Source organism: Flagellimonas taeanensis (genome assembly GCF_003584105.1).
Lineage (GTDB): Bacteria > Bacteroidota > Bacteroidia > Flavobacteriales > Flavobacteriaceae > Flagellimonas > Flagellimonas taeanensis.
Genome location: NZ_QXFO01000011.1, coordinates 184,934 through 201,992, shown reverse-complemented (window position 1 = coordinate 201,992; position 17,059 = coordinate 184,934). Strand labels below are relative to the sequence as shown.

The 17,059-nt window shown below is 44.5% G+C and carries 19 protein-coding genes; 5 read left to right on the top strand and 14 right to left on the bottom strand.

Translation table 11 applies throughout. The features are described 5' to 3' along the window. Positions 1-294 precede the first annotated feature (294 nt). Both sucC and D2V93_RS05740 read right to left on the bottom strand, forming a co-directional pair. Positions 295-1,488 (bottom strand): ADP-forming succinate--CoA ligase subunit beta, encoded by a 1,194-nt coding sequence (gene sucC, locus D2V93_RS05745; RefSeq protein WP_072877363.1) that lies wholly within the window; start codon positions 1,486-1,488, stop codon positions 295-297. A 117-nt stretch (positions 1,489-1,605) separates the two neighbouring features. Next, positions 1,606-2,244, bottom strand: a complete 639-nt coding sequence (locus D2V93_RS05740; protein ID WP_119618755.1) for an LON peptidase substrate-binding domain-containing protein — start codon at positions 2,242-2,244, stop codon at positions 1,606-1,608. 205 nt (positions 2,245-2,449) lie between these two features. Here D2V93_RS05740 and lysA point away from each other — a divergent pair, with 205 nt between their 5' ends. Together lysA and D2V93_RS05730 are read left to right on the top strand one after the other, a co-directional pair. Further along, on the top strand, positions 2,450-3,688 hold the full coding sequence (gene lysA / locus D2V93_RS05735) for a diaminopimelate decarboxylase (RefSeq protein ID WP_072877358.1): 1,239 nt from the start codon (positions 2,450-2,452) through the stop codon (positions 3,686-3,688). A 97-nt stretch (positions 3,689-3,785) separates the two neighbouring features. Further along, entirely contained in the window at positions 3,786-4,301 is a 516-nt protein-coding gene (locus D2V93_RS05730) for a thioredoxin family protein (RefSeq protein ID WP_072877356.1), read from the top strand. Positions 4,302-4,338: 37 nt separating this feature from the next. On the opposite strand, the gene guaB is transcribed toward D2V93_RS05730, so the two are convergent. Next, positions 4,339-5,811 carry an IMP dehydrogenase gene (guaB, locus tag D2V93_RS05725; RefSeq protein WP_119618754.1) on the bottom strand — a complete coding sequence of 491 codons (1,473 nt, stop codon included), beginning with the start codon at positions 5,809-5,811 and terminating at the stop codon, positions 4,339-4,341. Between the two features lie 158 nt (positions 5,812-5,969). On the opposite strand from guaB, the gene D2V93_RS05720 reads away from it, so the two are divergent. Further along, positions 5,970-6,320, top strand: a complete 351-nt coding sequence (locus D2V93_RS05720; RefSeq protein WP_072877352.1) for a DUF6686 family protein — start codon at positions 5,970-5,972, stop codon at positions 6,318-6,320. A 4-nt stretch (positions 6,321-6,324) separates the two neighbouring features. Here the strand turns inward: D2V93_RS05720 and D2V93_RS05715 are convergent, their stop codons facing one another. From D2V93_RS05715 to D2V93_RS05685, 7 genes are all read right to left on the bottom strand, one after another. Further along, positions 6,325-6,822, bottom strand: a complete 498-nt coding sequence (locus D2V93_RS05715) for a hypothetical protein (protein ID WP_119618753.1) — start codon at positions 6,820-6,822, stop codon at positions 6,325-6,327. Continuing rightward, a complete protein-coding gene (locus D2V93_RS05710) occupies positions 6,822-7,349 on the bottom strand; it encodes an FMN-binding protein (RefSeq protein ID WP_119618752.1) in 528 nt (175 codons plus the stop codon). The genes D2V93_RS05715 and D2V93_RS05710 overlap by 1 nt, the downstream gene beginning before the upstream one ends. A gap of 47 nt (positions 7,350-7,396) precedes the next feature. Further along, positions 7,397-8,575: a hypothetical protein gene (locus D2V93_RS05705; protein WP_119618751.1), complete on the bottom strand. Its 1,179-nt coding sequence runs from the start codon at positions 8,573-8,575 to the stop codon at positions 7,397-7,399. Positions 8,576-8,694: 119 nt separating this feature from the next. After that, positions 8,695-9,558: a hydroxymethylglutaryl-CoA lyase gene (locus tag D2V93_RS05700; protein ID WP_119618750.1), complete on the bottom strand. Its 864-nt coding sequence runs from the start codon at positions 9,556-9,558 to the stop codon at positions 8,695-8,697. A 20-nt stretch (positions 9,559-9,578) separates the two neighbouring features. Then, a complete protein-coding gene (locus D2V93_RS05695; protein ID WP_119618749.1) occupies positions 9,579-10,235 on the bottom strand; it encodes a LysE family translocator in 657 nt (218 codons plus the stop codon). A 6-nt stretch (positions 10,236-10,241) separates the two neighbouring features. Then, entirely contained in the window at positions 10,242-11,282 is a 1,041-nt protein-coding gene (locus D2V93_RS05690) for a quinone-dependent dihydroorotate dehydrogenase (RefSeq protein ID WP_119618748.1), read from the bottom strand. A gap of 55 nt (positions 11,283-11,337) precedes the next feature. Beyond that, the gene (locus D2V93_RS05685) at positions 11,338-11,700 is read right to left on the bottom strand and encodes a hypothetical protein (RefSeq protein ID WP_182849948.1); all 363 of its coding nucleotides are present in this window, start codon (positions 11,698-11,700) and stop codon (positions 11,338-11,340) included. 157 nt (positions 11,701-11,857) lie between these two features. Between D2V93_RS05685 and pepT the strand changes: the two genes are divergently transcribed. Continuing rightward, positions 11,858-13,087, top strand: coding sequence for a peptidase T (gene pepT / locus D2V93_RS05680; protein WP_119618747.1), 1,230 nt, complete (start codon positions 11,858-11,860; stop codon positions 13,085-13,087). A 1-nt stretch (position 13,088) separates the two neighbouring features. After that, complete coding sequence (locus D2V93_RS05675; RefSeq protein WP_119618746.1) at positions 13,089-13,679, top strand: YdeI/OmpD-associated family protein; 591 nt, start codon at positions 13,089-13,091, stop codon at positions 13,677-13,679. A gap of 168 nt (positions 13,680-13,847) precedes the next feature. Here the strand turns inward: D2V93_RS05675 and D2V93_RS05670 are convergent, their stop codons facing one another. The 4 genes from D2V93_RS05670 to nusB form a co-directional block, all read right to left on the bottom strand. Further along, the gene (locus D2V93_RS05670) at positions 13,848-15,197 is read right to left on the bottom strand and encodes a Gfo/Idh/MocA family protein (protein ID WP_119618745.1); all 1,350 of its coding nucleotides are present in this window, start codon (positions 15,195-15,197) and stop codon (positions 13,848-13,850) included. A gap of 89 nt (positions 15,198-15,286) precedes the next feature. After that, positions 15,287-15,580 (bottom strand): preprotein translocase subunit YajC, encoded by a 294-nt coding sequence (gene yajC, locus D2V93_RS05665; RefSeq protein ID WP_072877327.1) that lies wholly within the window; start codon positions 15,578-15,580, stop codon positions 15,287-15,289. 13 nt (positions 15,581-15,593) lie between these two features. After that, a complete protein-coding gene (locus tag D2V93_RS05660; RefSeq protein ID WP_072877325.1) occupies positions 15,594-16,073 on the bottom strand; it encodes a DUF1573 domain-containing protein in 480 nt (159 codons plus the stop codon). A gap of 38 nt (positions 16,074-16,111) precedes the next feature. Beyond that, a complete protein-coding gene (gene nusB / locus D2V93_RS05655; protein WP_072877323.1) occupies positions 16,112-17,059 on the bottom strand; it encodes a transcription antitermination factor NusB in 948 nt (315 codons plus the stop codon).

Sequence of the window (17,059 nt, the reverse complement as noted above, 5' to 3'; positions counted from 1 at the left end):
TTAAAGACAATCCAAAATTACCGCGAAGACAACCAAAAAAACGAATGGGAAAGTAGCATTTAACTGAGGTTTAATTTCTGTAACATTACGCTAATATTGGATCTATTGCCCTTCTCAAAACCTACTGTGTGGTCTTTTCATCCCATTCTAAAAAAGACAAGAAAAAGACCAATGGAAACACCTGGACCATTAAAAAGAAAAGGGCATTTTGGGGATACGATCGAGAAAAACAAAAAAGGGCAACGTTAAAACAACGTTACCCCTTGATCTTGTTCGGTTATTGCAATCGGAAAATTATCCCAATACCTCTTTCACCTTATCGGCAGCTTCCTGGAACTGCACTGCGGAATGTACGGCCAATCCTGAGTTATCAATGATTTCCTTCGCCAACTCAGCGTTGGTACCTTGCAAACGTACAATGATCGGCACCTGGATGGCATCTCCCATGTTCTTGTACGCATCCACCACACCTTGCGCCACTCGGTCACAACGTACGATTCCTCCAAAGATATTGATCAATATAGCCTTTACATTCGGGTCTTTCAAAATGATACGGAACGCCTCTTCCACCCTTTTGGCATCGGCGGTACCTCCAACGTCCAAAAAGTTGGCTGGTTCACCGCCCGCCATTTTGATCAAGTCCATAGTGGCCATGGCCAATCCGGCCCCGTTCACCATACAGCCCACATTGCCATCCAAATCCACATAGTTAAGGCCTACTTCACGGGCTTCCACCTCGATAGGGTTCTCCTCACGAAGGTCACGCATCTCGGCATATACTTTTCTTCTATATAGGGCATTATCATCAATGGACACCTTGGCATCCACTGCCATGATCTTGTCGTCCGAGGTCTTCAATACAGGATTGATCTCAAAAAGACTGGCATCACTCTGTTCGTAAGCTTTGTATAGGGCGGTAACAAATTTCACCATCTCCTTGAAAGCTGTTCCAGACAATCCCAAATTGAAGGCAATTCGTCTTGCCTGGAAGGGTAACAATCCCAATCCCGGGTCAATTTCTTCGGTAAAGATCAAGTGAGGGGTCTTTTCGGCCACCTCTTCAATGTCCATACCTCCTTCAGTGGAGTACATCACCATGTTCCTCCCTGTGCCCCTATTCAACAAAACGGACATGTAGAACTCGTTGGTCTCGCTGTCTCCTGGATAATATACGTCCTCGGCAATCAATACCTGATGTACTTTTTTACCTTCAGCAGATGTCTGTGGCGTTACAAGGTTCATTCCAATGATGCTTCCAGCCAGCTCTTCCACTTCCTTCAGGTTCTTGGCCAATTTTACACCGCCACCCTTGCCACGGCCCCCAGCATGCACCTGTGCCTTTATAACATGCCATCCTGTACCAGTTTCTTGGGTAAGTTGTTTTGCGGCATCCACCGCTTCCTTGGCATTTCGGGCCACTATGCCCCTTTGAATCCTAACGCCAAAGCTGGCCAAAATCTCTTTTCCTTGATATTCGTGAAGGTTCATCTGCGATTTAACTTTTGTTTGCCGACAAAAATAGAAAACACCATCGACAAATAGAAGGTCAAAAAAGAATAATTGCCCATATCGGGCCCGAAAAAGTTTGTTTTATACCCTAGGGGCTCAAATCTTGAAATCAGGAAAGTCCAACGGATCAAAATTCTTGAAATGTCCGTTCATTTCGATGGTGGCCTTGGTGCGGTTCACCTCGTTCAAAACATGGGCCGTGGTCTCCAAATGGGTCTTGATGTACAGTAGCCGATCCTTTTCACTGGTCATCTGCAACAATTCAAATTCCTGTTCAAAGGAAAGCCCCATTTTATGGGCAAGGGCGTAACTGTTGAACTGTTTGGGCGGCGTCTTGGTGAACGGTACATCCATCAGGTCGTACAAGGCCTCCACTTTCTGCATTACCTCTTCCCTGAGCCCATCATCCGCATCGTTCGCCATGTCCAAAAACTCCACTTCCCCACCTGCATACAATTTGCCCTGTAACTGGTTCTCAAAGGAAAGCACCTTGAACACCTGTCGGGCCACACAGACCACATCCATTTCGCCCGATCCGTAGGTATTGACCACTTCCACCAGTTGCACTTCCGTACCATAGGAAATGGCATTGTTGATAAAAACAGGGATGCCAAAGGTCAAGGCTTCTTTCCTGCAATCATGGATCAGCTCCTTATAACGTTCCTCGAAAATATGGAGCGGCACGGTCTCACCCGGAAAAAAAACGGACTGCAAGGGAAAGAAAGGTAGCTTCATATATGGAGTTTGCTTAAAAATACTATACACAGACCAAATCGGCAAATGGAACGGAATCTCCCTACAGAAGTCCAAGAATTTACTGGTTCCACCACATTTGATTGTTTTAAATAAAACAATTTGTTATAAAAAACCATATATTGCTTTTTATTCTTGTAAAACCGAAAGACAAACTTTAGATTTGTCGGTTAAATATTGATACGGCATGAACCCTAAGGATTTATTGAAACTCACAGAGCAATTTGGAGCTCCCCTGTATGTATATGATGCGGACAAGATCGCTTCGCAGTACCAAAGGCTCACCAAGGCTTTTGAAGGTGTTTCCAGCTTAAGGCTTAACTATGCCGCAAAGGCGCTTTCCAATATCAGCATCCTTAGATTGATGGACCATTTGGGCAGCGGATTGGACACGGTGTCCATCCAAGAGGTGAAACTGGGCCTTATGGCAGGTTTCAAACCGGAATCCATCATCTTTACCCCCAATGGCGTGTCTCTCGAAGAAATCGAGGCGGCCGCCGCACTTGGCGTACAGGTGAACATTGACAACCTTTCCATATTGGAGCAATTCGGGAGCAAGCACCCTGATATTCCCGTTTGCATCCGTATCAACCCACATGTGATGGCAGGTGGCAACTCAAAAATCTCTGTGGGACATATCGATTCCAAGTTCGGGATCAGCATACACCAGATACCCCATTTGTTGCGCATCGTGGAACTGACCAAGATGAACATCAACGGTATCCACATGCACACAGGCAGCGATATCCTGGACATCGACGTGTTCCTCTATGCCTCCGAAATTCTGTTCGAAACAGCGAAAAACTTCAAAGATTTGGAATTCATCGACTTTGGTAGCGGTTTCAAGGTGCCATATAAAGAAGGTGACATCCAGACCAATATTGAGGAACTCGGCAAAAAACTTTCCGCTAGGTTCAATGAATTTTGCGCCGAATATGGTCGGGAACTCACCTTGGCATTCGAGCCCGGTAAATTCTTGGTCAGCGAAGCAGGCTATTTCTTGGCCAAGGTGAATGTGGTGAAGCAGACCACTTCCACCGTTTTTGCCAGCGTGGATTCAGGTTTCAACCACTTGATCCGCCCCATGCTCTATGGGTCCAGCCACGAGATCGTCAACATTTCCAACCCAAAGGGAAGGGAACGTTATTATTCCGTGGTGGGCTATATCTGCGAGACCGATACCTTCGGAAGCAATCGCAGGATCAATGAGATTTCTGAAGGGGACATCCTCTGCTTCAGAAATGCGGGTGCCTATTGCTTTACCATGGCCAGCAATTACAATTCAAGGTACAGGCCTGCCGAAGTACTTTGGTACAAAGGAAAAGCGCATTTGATCAGGGAGCGGGAAACTTTTGAAGACATCGTGAGAAACCAAGTGGATGTTAAAAACCTCTTCGAAGCTCCCAAGAAAGAAGCGGTCAAGTAAGTCTAGGTTTTTCAGGGCTGAAAACCAGATACTTTTCTGGCACAATTTTCGTTATTTTTGTACGGATAGGGCGATATATGTCCCGAAAATAGAAATTATGCGCACTACTTTTACCCAGATTGGCTTGTTTTTTCTTTTATTGATGGGCTTTCAGGTCCAAGCACAGGACATCAAATGGATCTCATGGGATGAAGCCGTGCAACTGTCCCAGACGGATGCCAAGCCCAAAAAGATATTCATTGATGTGTATACCGATTGGTGCGGATGGTGCAAAAAAATGGACAAGGACACTTTTCAGCATCCTGAGGTCTCCAAATACATGCAGGACAACTTCTACATGGTAAAATTGGACGCCGAGGGCAAAGACCCTATCGAGTACCAAGGAAAAACTTTCAAGTTTGTTCCTTCCGGCCGAAATGGCTACCATGAGTTGGCCGCAGCACTGCTACAGGGCAAAATGAGCTACCCTACCGTGGTTTTCTTGGATGAGAACCGAAACATGCTCTCCCCTGTACCCGGATACCAAAAAGTGGAGCCGTTCATGCAGATTGCCCGCTATTTTGGTGAAAATATTTATAAGGACAAGGATTGGCAGACCTATGCCGGGAAATAAGGAGATTCCCTTTTCCCAGCACTTCACTTTAACCTTTTTATCGACTGTAGTTTGGACTTTCCTTTGTGATGGTCACATCATGAGGATGACTTTCGTGGATGCCACTAGAGGTTATCTTGACAAACCGACCCGTTTCCTTTAATGTAGCAATATCCTTGGCTCCACAATAACCCATTCCAGCCCTAAGTCCACCAATAAATTGGTGCATGCTCTCATACAGATCGCCTTTATAGGGTACACGGCCCACTATGCCTTCGGGAACCAATTTCTTGATGTCATCTTCCACATCTTGAAAATAACGGTCCTTGCTTCCTTCCTTCATGGCTTCCACAGAGCCCATCCCTCTGTATGATTTGAACTTTCGTCCTTCATAGATAATAGTTTCCCCAGGAGATTCCTTGGTTCCCGCCAACAGGGAGCCTAACATTACGGTATCGGCACCGGCAGCAATCGCTTTTGGAATATCACCCGTATAGCGAATCCCACCATCGGCGATTACAGGCACCCCACTTCCCTTAATGGCAGCGGCCACTTCCAATACAGCGGAAAACTGAGGAAAACCGACCCCGGCCACCACTCGGGTGGTACAAATAGAACCTGGCCCGATTCCGACCTTAACGGCATCGGCACCGGCCTCTACCAAGTATTTGGCAGCTTCGGCAGTGGCAATGTTACCTACGACCACTTCCAACTGTGGGTAGGCTTTTTTTACTTCTTTCAAAATGCTCACCACACCTTTGGTGTGACCGTGTGCGGTATCAATGATGATGGCATCCACACCCGCCTCAACCAGTGCTCCTGCCCTTTTCACAGCATCAGCGGTAACACCTATTGCAGCCGCCACACGTAGTCTTCCATATTGGTCTTTGTTGGCTATGGGTTTTTGGGTGAGTTTTGTAATATCTCTAAAAGTGATTAACCCGATCAGCTCATTCTTAGCGTTGACCACTGGGAGTTTTTCAATCTTATTTTCTTGCAGAATGACTTCCGCCTGTTCCAAGGAAGTTCCTTCCCCAACAGTAACCAAATTTTCCGAGGTCATCACTTCAGAGATTGGACGATCATTGTCTTTTTCAAAACGAAGATCACGATTGGTTACGATTCCGATCAATTTTTTATTGGCATCCACAATTGGGATTCCCCCAATGCTGAATTCCTTCATATTGGCCTTGGCATCCCTGACCTTGGAGTCCAAAGGAAGCGTTACAGGATCCATGATCATGCCACTCTCCGCACGTTTCACCTTGCGGACCTTAAGAGCTTGTTGCTCAATGGTCATGTTCTTGTGCAACACCCCAATGCCGCCCTCCTGGGCCATGGCAATGGCCATTCGGGATTCGGTCACGGTATCCATTGCTGCGGAAACAATGGGCACATTTATGGTGATGTTTCTAGTAAATTTTGATTGGATATTGACTTCTCGGGGAAGTACTTCGGAGTATGAGGGCACAAGAAGAACATCATCATAAGTAAGTCCTTCGCCAACAATTTTGTTTAGGTGGGCTTCCATTGCAATTACGGATTAATTGCGTGCAAATATACCACTATTTTTATTGAATCCACCCTCTTCCCACCTTAGACATTTTTTAATATAAAACTTGAAACGAACTATACTTATTTAGACTTAATATAAATAATTATTATCTTTACTATCCAATAGAACAACTTATGTGCAAATCCTTGAATATACTGAGCCGTTCCAAAAATGGAATATTGACCTTTTGCAACCAGAGCAAACTGTTCCAATTGATTTTCAACAACCTTTGCTTTGAGCTTTATGAATGGGAACTCGAAGCTTTGAAGGAATATATTGGACAATTGGACATTGCCTATTGGGAAAGCCATTTAAAAAATTGGGCACATCAACGCAAGATTCCCATTTCGGTGGGAAAAAAACATTTTATCATTTTGGTGAACAAGGAAGAAATCCATGAAATCATGAACCTGCTTTCTTATGAAAAGACCAAGATAGAACTATTGGATTATCAGGATATCGATTATCAATTTATAGAGAACTGATCCCCTATTCCACCTTTGGTGGTTTTACGCATTGCCAAAGGACCAAACAGGCTGCTCCTGTAAAGCTGAGGGTCATCAATGCCCCGGAAAATATCACCACATACTTGAACCAACTGATTCCTATCCACATCAGGTAAATTCCCCCAAAGGTCAAGATGACCGAAAGAAAAGGCTCAATGGTCAAAAAAAGTTTCCACTTTTTGGGTGCCTTGGAAATCCAGACCAACCCGCCCAACAAGAAAAAGATCAATGACATGGACAAAATATGGGTGTGAACCGTGGTGAGCATCTCCCTATCCCCCTTTTTGAACTTCATTACGGTTGCCTCCTCATCCTCTTCGTTGCCCAAATAATTCTCCTCAATTCCATTTGGAGATGTAGCCTCAGTATGTTTTATAAAAAGTAGCCCTGTAAAATATCCTATGGAAAGTATGATAACAAAAGTAGCAATAAAGAGTCTGATCTCTTTGGATAAGGTGCAAAGCAAGCCATTGTATTCCATCAAATTTGGTCTTTTGTTTGTAGAATATCAATACTTTGCAAAAGATTGTCCATTTCCTTGGCCATGGAATTCACTGAAATGGTGGCCCCTGAAATTACATCTATATTTTCGCCAGCTTTTATGCGATCTGCTCTTGATTTTCCAATAAATTGTTTTAGCCAACGGTTGCTTCCAATTTCACCTCCATAGTCCTCTCTGTAAACAAGCACTTTTACATTGATAATTTTCAAACTGTCATCAAATATTACCAGGTAGTCGAACATAGCTGTTTTACTTGGCGCCTGATTCCAAAATGCATAACCCAACAGAGCATCCGAAGTATTTACCTTATAAAGATTTTCCGAAGCAATTTTCATCGGCAAAATTGAATTGATTTCCTCTTGGATAGATATGGGTTCCAACTTAAAATCCGCAGTTCCAAAAGTCTTTTCAATTTCCTTTATGGATTTCTTGTCCAAACCTGGAAAAATAGCAGACCCAAAAGAAAATAATAGAAAAATAAAACCTAAAAACCCCGCTTTTGTCATGACTAAATGTAATGTTTTACTAATCCTTTCTTTTGGATTGGCATCTATCAGAACCACACTCCTATACCAAAGTTCAAACGATCAGGAACATCACTATCATCAGCTGCATTGCTTCTGAATTGGTAATCTCCCTTTACAACAACCCCTGGAGCAATGTGATAGGTCAATCCTGTTGTAATATCGGAACGATCATATGCATCATTGGCTTGTAAAGATCCATCAACTTTAAAGTGCGAGTTGTAAGTTTCATACCGTGCAAAGGCATAAAGCTTTTGTCTTTTGCCCATTGGAAGCACATTATAGGCACTTTCCAAATACCAGCCCTGCAAAGCACTGCCTAAATTACTACCAGTCAAATTATTATACAAATCAGTATCAGATAAAGACGCATGGATAAATTGTCCCCTTGCCGTAAAATTTTGGTGTGCAAATCGAGCGTCCAGGCCATACATGGCCATTCCAATGTCTGAACCATCAAACTCCTCAACATTATCCGCCGCTTGGGTTCTACCAAAATAGGTTGAAAATCCAAGGCGTAGTCCCGGTATACCGTAATAATCCAATTTAGTGGATAGGTTTGGACTATCAATAGTGGATTGAATACCTTTTTGTCTACCACCACGAAGACCACTGGACCCTCCCAACAATCCCTGAACACCACCATCACCATCTGATTGGGAAGATTTGAACCCATTAAAAAGATATGCCTGATAGCCAAGGGACAAAGAATTAAATCTACCCGTAACTCCAACCCCCAACTCGCGCCATGTTGTCGGTACAATTACATTATCCAATTCAGGGCGCTCAGTTCCATTAAATGTGGTGGGTTCATGGAACTCGTTAATGATGCCCATAGGCACCAACATAAGGCCACCCCTTATGTTAAAATTTGGTGCCGCGTTATAATTGACAAACGCCTGTTCTATATAAACTTCTTCGACATGCTCAAATTCGATTTCGGTTACAAACTGGGTTCTATCATCAAATCGGTACCCAAACAATACCACCAAACGTTGAACATCAAGTTCACCATTCTGGGCTTCGGGTTGATTATAGAGCATCTCGCCGTAGGCCCCTACTGTTACCGCAGAAGCATAATTACCTGATAACAAACGCTGAGCTGCATTAATTTGCTTTTGTGGATCCAATTGTATTGAATCGGTTATAGTTTGACCAAAAAGTAAACCTGTAAAAAGTAAACTGAACAATAAGATTGATCGTTTCATGAGATTTTAGATAATAGCGCGGCAAATTTATTTTTACTTTCATGATTAACCAAATTTATTTAGACTTAATTTAAATCACAAGGCGGAAAGGATTCAAAAATGAAATTAAGTATTGATTTTCAATGATATACGGAGAATAATTCGGTAGCCTTGTTGTATGCTGCCTCAAAAACCATCCAGTTTACGCCTGTATCCGCTTTTTGGGAGGTAAAGTACGAAAGCATTTTTTCCGTGGGCATATTTCCTGTGAGTTCATCCTTGGCCATAGGACAACCACCGAAACCTTGTACCGCACCATCAAAACGACGACAGCCTGCCTTATAGGCAGCATCCACTTTTTCATGCCATTTGGTGGGCGTGGTATGTAAATGGGCCCCAAACTCAATTTCTGGGTACTTGGGGATCAAATTGGAAAAAAGATAGTCGATCACTTCCGGTGTGGAACTCCCAATGGTATCGGACAGTGATAAGATATGCGTGCCCATCTCAGCCAACCTTTCGGTCCACTCCCCTACGATCTCCACATCCCAAGGGTCTCCATACGGGTTCCCGAACCCCATGGAGATATAGGTGACCACTTTCTTATCGTGGATATTGGCAAGGTCCAGGATTTCCTTCAAAGTCTCTACGGACTGTGCTATGGTTTTATGGGTATTCCGCATCTGAAAGTTTTCGGAAATGGAGAACGGAAAACCCAAATAATCTATCGCCCTGTGCCGACAGGCATCCTCGGCCCCCCTAACATTGGCCACAATGGCCAGAAGCTTGCTTTTGGTCCGTGTCAGGTCCAACTGGGCCAATACCTCGGCCGTATCCTGCATCTGCGGAATGGCCTTGGGCGACACAAAACTCCCAAAATCTAGGGTATCAAAACCGCAACCCAACAAGGATTGGATATACTTTACCTTTTCCTTGGTGGGAATAAAGGTCTTGATTCCCTGCATGGCGTCCCGTGGACATTCTATGAGTTTGATCTTAGACATTGGCTCCCGTAAAAATAGCACTATTTATCAGATAGCAACAGGTAAACGGCAATGCCCACAAAAACGATGATCTGCACCCATTTTAGGTACAGTCCGACCTTGTTATGGTTTGTCAAATAATTGGAAATACTCCCAGCCAGCAGGGCAATGGCCCCAAAAATGATGAGAGCGGACAGCATGAAAAGGAAGCCCAACACATAAAACTGCACTACAGGGTCCAGTTCCGAACTGAACAGGAATCCTGGAAAAAAGGCCAAAAAGAAAATTGTGACTTTTGGGTTCAGTACGTTCATGGTGAAGCCTGTCCAAAACAGGTTCTTTGGGCTTTTGCCTGCTTTTTTGCCCTCCAGGAGTATGTTCCCATCACTTTTGTACACCTTATAAGCCAAATATAATAGATAGAGGGCCCCGAAGAGTTTTATGCCAAAAAAGAGGACATCGCTACGCTTGATGATTTCCGAAACCCCGAAGGCCAACAATGTGGTATGTACCAAACAACCACTTACCAATCCGAAAACGGTTGCCAAACCTGCCCTGACCCCATTTGAAATACTTTGTGCAAGCACAAAAATATTGTCCGGCCCTGGGGAAATGGCCAATGCGGAAGCCGATAGCACAAACCCAATAAGGATAGGATAGTTTATGGTCTCTCCACTAAATAGAAGTAAGCTGTGCATGGGTTGTTAGGTCGTCCGCTCCAAAATGGCCTTGTTGATTTTTTTAACAAGACCCGGACCTTCATAAATGAAACCGGTGTACAATTGTATCAAATCGGCCCCAGCATCCAATTTTTCCAGGGCATCTTCAGGAGAATGTATGCCCCCCACCCCTATGATCGGGAAAGCCTTGTTGCTGTTTTCGGACAAAAAGCGGATGACCTCGGTACTCCTATTGCCCAAGGGTTTGCCGCTGAGCCCGCCTTGTTCTTCGGATAGGATCAGATGGGACTTCAATCCCTTTCTTTCGATAGTCGTATTGGTGGCGATCACCCCATCGATTTGGGTGATCCTGACAATGTCTATGATGTCCAAAAGTTGGTCGTCGGTAAGGTCTGGCGCAATTTTGAGCAAGATGGGCTTCTCCTTCTGAACCAGTTTTTTGGCTTGTTTGCTGTTCTGGCGTTTCAGCTTTTTCAAGAGATCCGTCAACGGTGCTTTATCCTGGAGCTCCCGAAGACCGGGGGTATTGGGCGAACTCACATTCACCACAAAATAGTCCACATGCTCAAAAAGTGCCTCGAAACAGATCAGGTAGTCCTTGATGGCATCCTCATTGGAGGTTACCTTGTTTTTTCCAATGTTCCCTCCTACGATGACCCGGTGTTTTTTCTTCAATTGTTCGACTGCCTCAAAAACTCCTTTGTTGTTAAAACCCATCCTGTTGATAATGGCCTTGTCCGCCAACAAACGAAACAACCGCTTTTTGGGGTTCCCGTCCTGCGGCTTGGGGGTCACCGTCCCGATTTCAACAAAACCAAAACCAAAATCCGAAAATTCATTGTACCGTTTGGCATCCTTGTCAAAACCTGCTGCCAGACCCACTGGATTTTTGAACTTCACCCCAAATACTTCCCGTTCCAACTTTGGGTCGTCCAACACAAATGCCTTTCTGAAGAATCGGTTCAACCCCAATTTTGAAAAAAACCCAATGGCCCCAAAAGTAAAATGGTGGGCAGTTTCAGCATCAAATAAAAAAAGTACCGGACGGATGAGGAATTTGTACATTCAAAATTGGTTTGGACAAAAATAAAAACTCTTAAAACAGATTTTTGCTATTGGACTATTTTTCGTCAACCGACCTGTTTACATGGATAGGACGCAAGGCAAGCTCATTGCAAAAGCCCAAGTAACGCTGATATTGCTTGTCGTTAAAAATGGTCAACAGCCTTTTGTCCATCATCCGTACGTTCTGGAACATACTGTCCTGGATAGCCCTATACTGTTTGGAGACCTCCAACAAGACTTCGGGGGTACTGTCCTCGTTCTTTTTCATCAAATATTCGGCCTTTTCCCTCAAGATATCATTCCGCACCTTCAGTTCGGCACTCCAACTTTTGAGTTTTTCCTGCTGTTCCTCGTTCAACTGGAAAACCTGGACCATGGTGTCTCCATCAGGTCCACCTACACCCAAAATACAATCCATCTGGGCCGACCCATAAAGACCCGAGATCAAAAAAAGACAAAAAATCACCCTTTTCAACGAAAGCTGGTTTTTAAAAGTTCGGGAAAGATACTTTTTTAAACCATTTGTTTTTTAATTTAACTCTCGAATATGCGTTATTTTTAGTGAAATCCCTACTATGGAAAAACTATTGCCCCGTTTTCTGGACTATGTAACGACCGATACCCAGAGCGACCCCTATTCCAAAACCACCCCGAGTACTGAGAAGCAATGGAACCTGGCCAAAAAACTGGTGATGGAACTGCATCAAATTGGCCTCCAAGAGGTTTCCATCGATGAAAATGCCTATATCATGGCCACCTTGCCCAGTAATGTGGACAAAAAGGTGCCGACCATTGGTTTTATCTCTCACATGGATACGTCGCCCGATTTTTCAGGAAAGAACGTAAAACCCCAGATCATCGAAAATTATGATGGCAAGGACATTGTACTGAACAAGGTCAAGAACGTTGTACTGTCGCCCGATTATTTTGAAGATCTGCTGCAATATGAAGGCCAGACCTTGATCACCACCGACGGCACTACCCTTTTGGGTGCCGATGACAAGGCGGGTGTGGCAGAAATCGTGACCGCCATGGAATATTTGGTGCAGCATCCCGAGATCAAACACGGCAAGATCCGCATCGCCTTTACACCAGATGAGGAAATTGGTAGGGGCGCCCACAAGTTTGATGTGAAAAAATTCGGGGCCGACTGGGCCTACACCATGGATGGCAGCCAAATTGGGGAACTGGAATATGAAAACTTCAATGCAGCCAAGGCAAACATCACCTTTACGGGCAAAAGCGTACACCCGGGCTATGCCAAGAACAAGATGGTGAACGCCATTGGCATTGCCAATGAGTTTTTAAGTCTATTGCCACCTCGCGAGGTACCCGAACATACCACAGGCATGGAAGGATTTTTCCATGTGCACAAAATAAAGGGTGAAATTGAAAAGGCCGAGATCGAATTGATTGTCCGTGACCACGATGCCATCCATTTTGAGGCCCGAAAGGAATTATTGAAGGAAGTTGTGGACAAACTCAACCAAAAGTATGGTGACTTTGTGAGCTTGATTATTGAGGACCAATACCGCAACATGCGCGAAAAAGTAGAACCCGTTTTCCATATTGTGGAAATTGCCGAAGAGGCCATGAGGTCTTTGGGCATTGAACCCATCATCAAGCCCATACGAGGCGGTACGGACGGCTCCCAACTCAGTTTTATGGGCCTGCCCTGCCCCAACATCTTTGCGGGCGGACATAATTTTCACGGAAAATATGAGTACATTCCTTTGGAAAGCATGCAAAAAGCGGTCGAGGTGATTGTGAAAATCTGTGAGTTGACCGCCAGTCAAATCAAGTAAGATGGAAAAATCAGAAAAACTAGAGGCCTTCTATGAAAAGGAACATCCCTTTAAAGACGGAATTACGCTTTTGCGCGAGTTGGCCCTCCAAACCGATTGCGAGGAGGATTTTAAATGGAGTTTTCCGGTGTATACCGTAAATGGCAAAAACGTTTTTGGCATCAGTAAATTCAAAGGCTATTTTGGAGTCTGGTTTTTTAACGGGGCCCTAATGAACGACCCGAAAAAAGTGCTGGAAAATGCCCAGGAGGGTAAGACCAAAGGCATGCGGCATTGGAAGTTCTTTTCTTTGGACGAGGTTGACAAAAAGGGTGTAACAGCCTATATGCAAGAGGCTATCCAAAACCAAAAAAAGGGAATTGAACTAGCTCCCGCCAAACCCACGAAAGCCGTAGTTCCAGACCTTCTCCAAACCAAATTGGCTGAAAGCGCAAGTTTAAAAAGTGCTTTTGACGCCTTTGCCCCCTATAAACAGAAAGAGTTCTGCGAGTACATTGCGGAAGCCAAACAAGAAGCCACCAAATTGCGTAGGCTGGATAAAATCCTACCCTTGATCGAAAAAGGAGTGGGATTGAATGATGGGTATCGGTAGAACAATGAACAATTACGGAATTCCTTAATCTTTTTTAAACAGAAAAAATGAATTTCACTTACCTGTGCTGAACTTGATTCAGTATCGGTCGACATCAATTATTAAAATCGATTCATATCTAATAGCGATAAGTGAAACAAAAAAATCTAAAACAAGACTCTTCAAAAACTACCCCATCTTCGGAAACTTCCAGCCGTTATGGTATTCGTTCATCAATAGGGCATCGGCCTTGGGATTATTGAACTTTTTGTTTTCGGCATCCCAGAACAGGCGTTCACCTGTCTTGTAGGCCACATTGCCCAAATGGCTCACCACCGCGGCATCGTACCCCACTTTTATGGGCGCTTTTAAGATGGAGGCGTCCCTAGTTTTTACCGCCTCCAAGAAATTTTTGGTGTGCAGCCCCAATCCTTGGCCAATCCCTTTTTGGAGGGGAACCGGTTCTATTTTTGGACCCAAATCTTTGCTCCAATGTGGACGGTCGTGCTCAGGGATCACCTCCCAACCTCCCCGGTCGAGCACCAAGGTCCCGTTGTTCCCGATAAAGGCCACCCCATGGTTTCGACCGTAGTTTCCTCCGTCAATGCCCGTAGCGTGTTCCCAAAGCAGGGAAAAATCCCCAAAATCGTATATGGTCTGTAGTGTATCTGGTGTTTCGGCTGCATCGCCTGGATAGGCAAACTTTCCGCCCATCGCCATCACCGATTTGGGGTCGGAGGCTTTCATGCCAAAAAGGGCATAATCTATCATATGCACGCCCCAATCGGTCATCAAACCGCCTGCGTAGTCCCAAAACCATCTAAAATTAAAATGGAACCTGTTTTCATTGAATGGGCGACTTTGTGCAGGCCCCAGCCACATGGCATAATCCACACCGGAAGGCACTGGACTATTGGGCAACACGGGAACGGATTGCATCCACCCTTGGTACGCCCATGCCTTTACCAATCGTATTTGTCCCAGTTTCCCAGAATGCACATAGCTGATGGCATCCACAAAATGGGGCTCGCTGCGTTGCCACTGTCCTATTTGCACCATGCGGTCGCTTGCAATCACTTTGGCCAACATGGCCTCGCTTTCGGCCACCGAATTGGCAATGGGCTTTTCGCAATACACATCCTTTCCGGCATCAATGGCATCTGTAAGTTGTAAACAATGCCAATGGTCCGGTGTTCCAATGATGACAATATCGATATCCTTGTCCTCCAATAGTTTCCTGTAGTCGGAATACCATTTTGGCTTTTTGATACCTCCCTTTTCCAGTTCGGCCGTTTTTTCACGCAGCACATTTTCATCCACATCGCACAGGGCCACGACTTCCACTTCGCTGTTCTGCAATAGGGAACTCAAATCGGAAAACCCCATGCCCTTACAGCCAATGAGCCCTACTTGTATCTTATCGTTCGGACTGACGGTTTTGCGAATGGAGGCCAATAGTTCCATAGGAAACAGAAACGAAGTGCCCAATCCGGCCATACCCAATGTACTTCTTTTTACAAATTGCCTGCGTGTGTTCATGCTTTTTTAAATTTGGAATAAGATACAAAAAAAACGTCCCTCGAAATGCACTTTCTGAGGGACGCCATTTAAAAAAATATGTTCGTTGATTATGACTTACTGTCGGAATCTGTGTTCAACTTTTTGCTCATTTCCATGGAAATGGCAGATCGGTCGAACTTTAAACGGCCGGCCATGGTCTCGATGACACAGGAAAAATCCTTGTCGTTCAATTCCACAATCTTGCCATGAAGTCCACTTTTGGTGATGATCTTATCGCCTTTTTTCAGCTCCGAAGTAAATTTTTTCTCATCCTTCTGACGTTTGATCTGCGGGCGGATCATGAAAAAATACGCCACACCAAAAATCAATATCAGAGGTAAAAACTGTTGTAAGTTTTCCATTCAGGTGTTATACTTATTTAACAGGACCAGCTGGTACTGCATTCTTGGGGTTAACAAATGCTTTGATCCTCAAGATTTCCGAGCCCTTTGCTGTATTGGCCGTAACTGTAATGGTCTTGGTCACCTGGTTTTGTCCAGACCCATTGAACTTTACCAAAAGCTCGCCGGTTTCGCCAGGGGCAATGGGTGTGTTCTTTGGATACTCGGGAACAGTACAACCACAGCTGCTCTTGGCATCGGTGATAATCAGAGGGGCATCGCCGGTGTTGGTAAACTTGAAGGTAGTCTCTTGAGGGGTTCCTTGTTCAATGGTACCGAAATCGTGTTCAGCTTTTTCAAAGGTCATTACAGGAACCAATTTTTGTGCCTCATCCCTTGAAGTGGCATTCTCAACATTGTCCGCAACTATTTTGTTAGAGGCCTTGTCCTTGCAGGAAACACCCACTAGGGCCATAGCGAAGACCAAGCTAAAAAGTGTTGTTATTTTTTTCATGATTAAAATTTGTTTTTCCAAAAATAATCAATTATTGTTTATTGTAGCCCTCTTCCAATTTTTTGCAACCTTCCATTGGTTTTGTACTCCTTGGCCAGTTTGTCCAGAACCCCATTGATGAAGATACTGCTCTTGGGGGTCGAATATTCCTTGGCAATCTCCAAATACTCGTTCAAGGTCACTTTTTCGGGAATGGACGGGAAATTCAGAAGTTCACAAATGGCCATTTTAAGGATGATGGAGTCGATTTCCGCGATTCGGTCATTGTCCCAGTTGGGGGTCTTCCCTTCTATCTCCTCTTCCCATTTTGCATCGTTGAGCAGGGTCTTGGTCAACAGGTCGTTGGCATAATCCATGTCCTGGGCATCCTTGAGCAGGGCGGGCAAAAAGAACTTGTCGCCCGAATTCTCATTGGCTTTTTTCAATCGCTTCACCAAATAGGTGTTCACAATGGGGAAATCGTCTACCCAAGTGAGCTTGTCATCCTCAAAGTATTCGTAAATCTTCTCGTTGGGTGCTATGATTTCCTTGAACAGTTGTATGACCACATCACGGTCATTGTCATAACTGTCCTTTGTATTGGTCATGTACTCCTTGTAAATATCACTGGCCACAATTTCCTTGTAGAGAATCTTCACATATTCCTCGTTCAGGTACCAATTGTTCAGTTTTCTTCTGGAAAGTTCGCTCTTAAGGGACTCATTGTTCGCTATTTGGAGCAATAAGCGATTGTTTGTGAATTTTTCTCGATTGGGATACTTGTCCTCCTCCGTGGCCACGTACTTTTTCGAGGCATGTCCCACATGTTTTTCGGCCATTCGATGCAGTTCGGCCAAGAGGCTCAAAATAAGCAGATAGAGCACATACATGTTCTCTATGCTCATTCTTAGGAATTTTTCCTGCTTCACCAAGGAATCGTCCTTGGACTGGATCAGTGCATAAATGCACTGCATCACTTTTACTCTGATATGCCTTCGGGTGAGCAT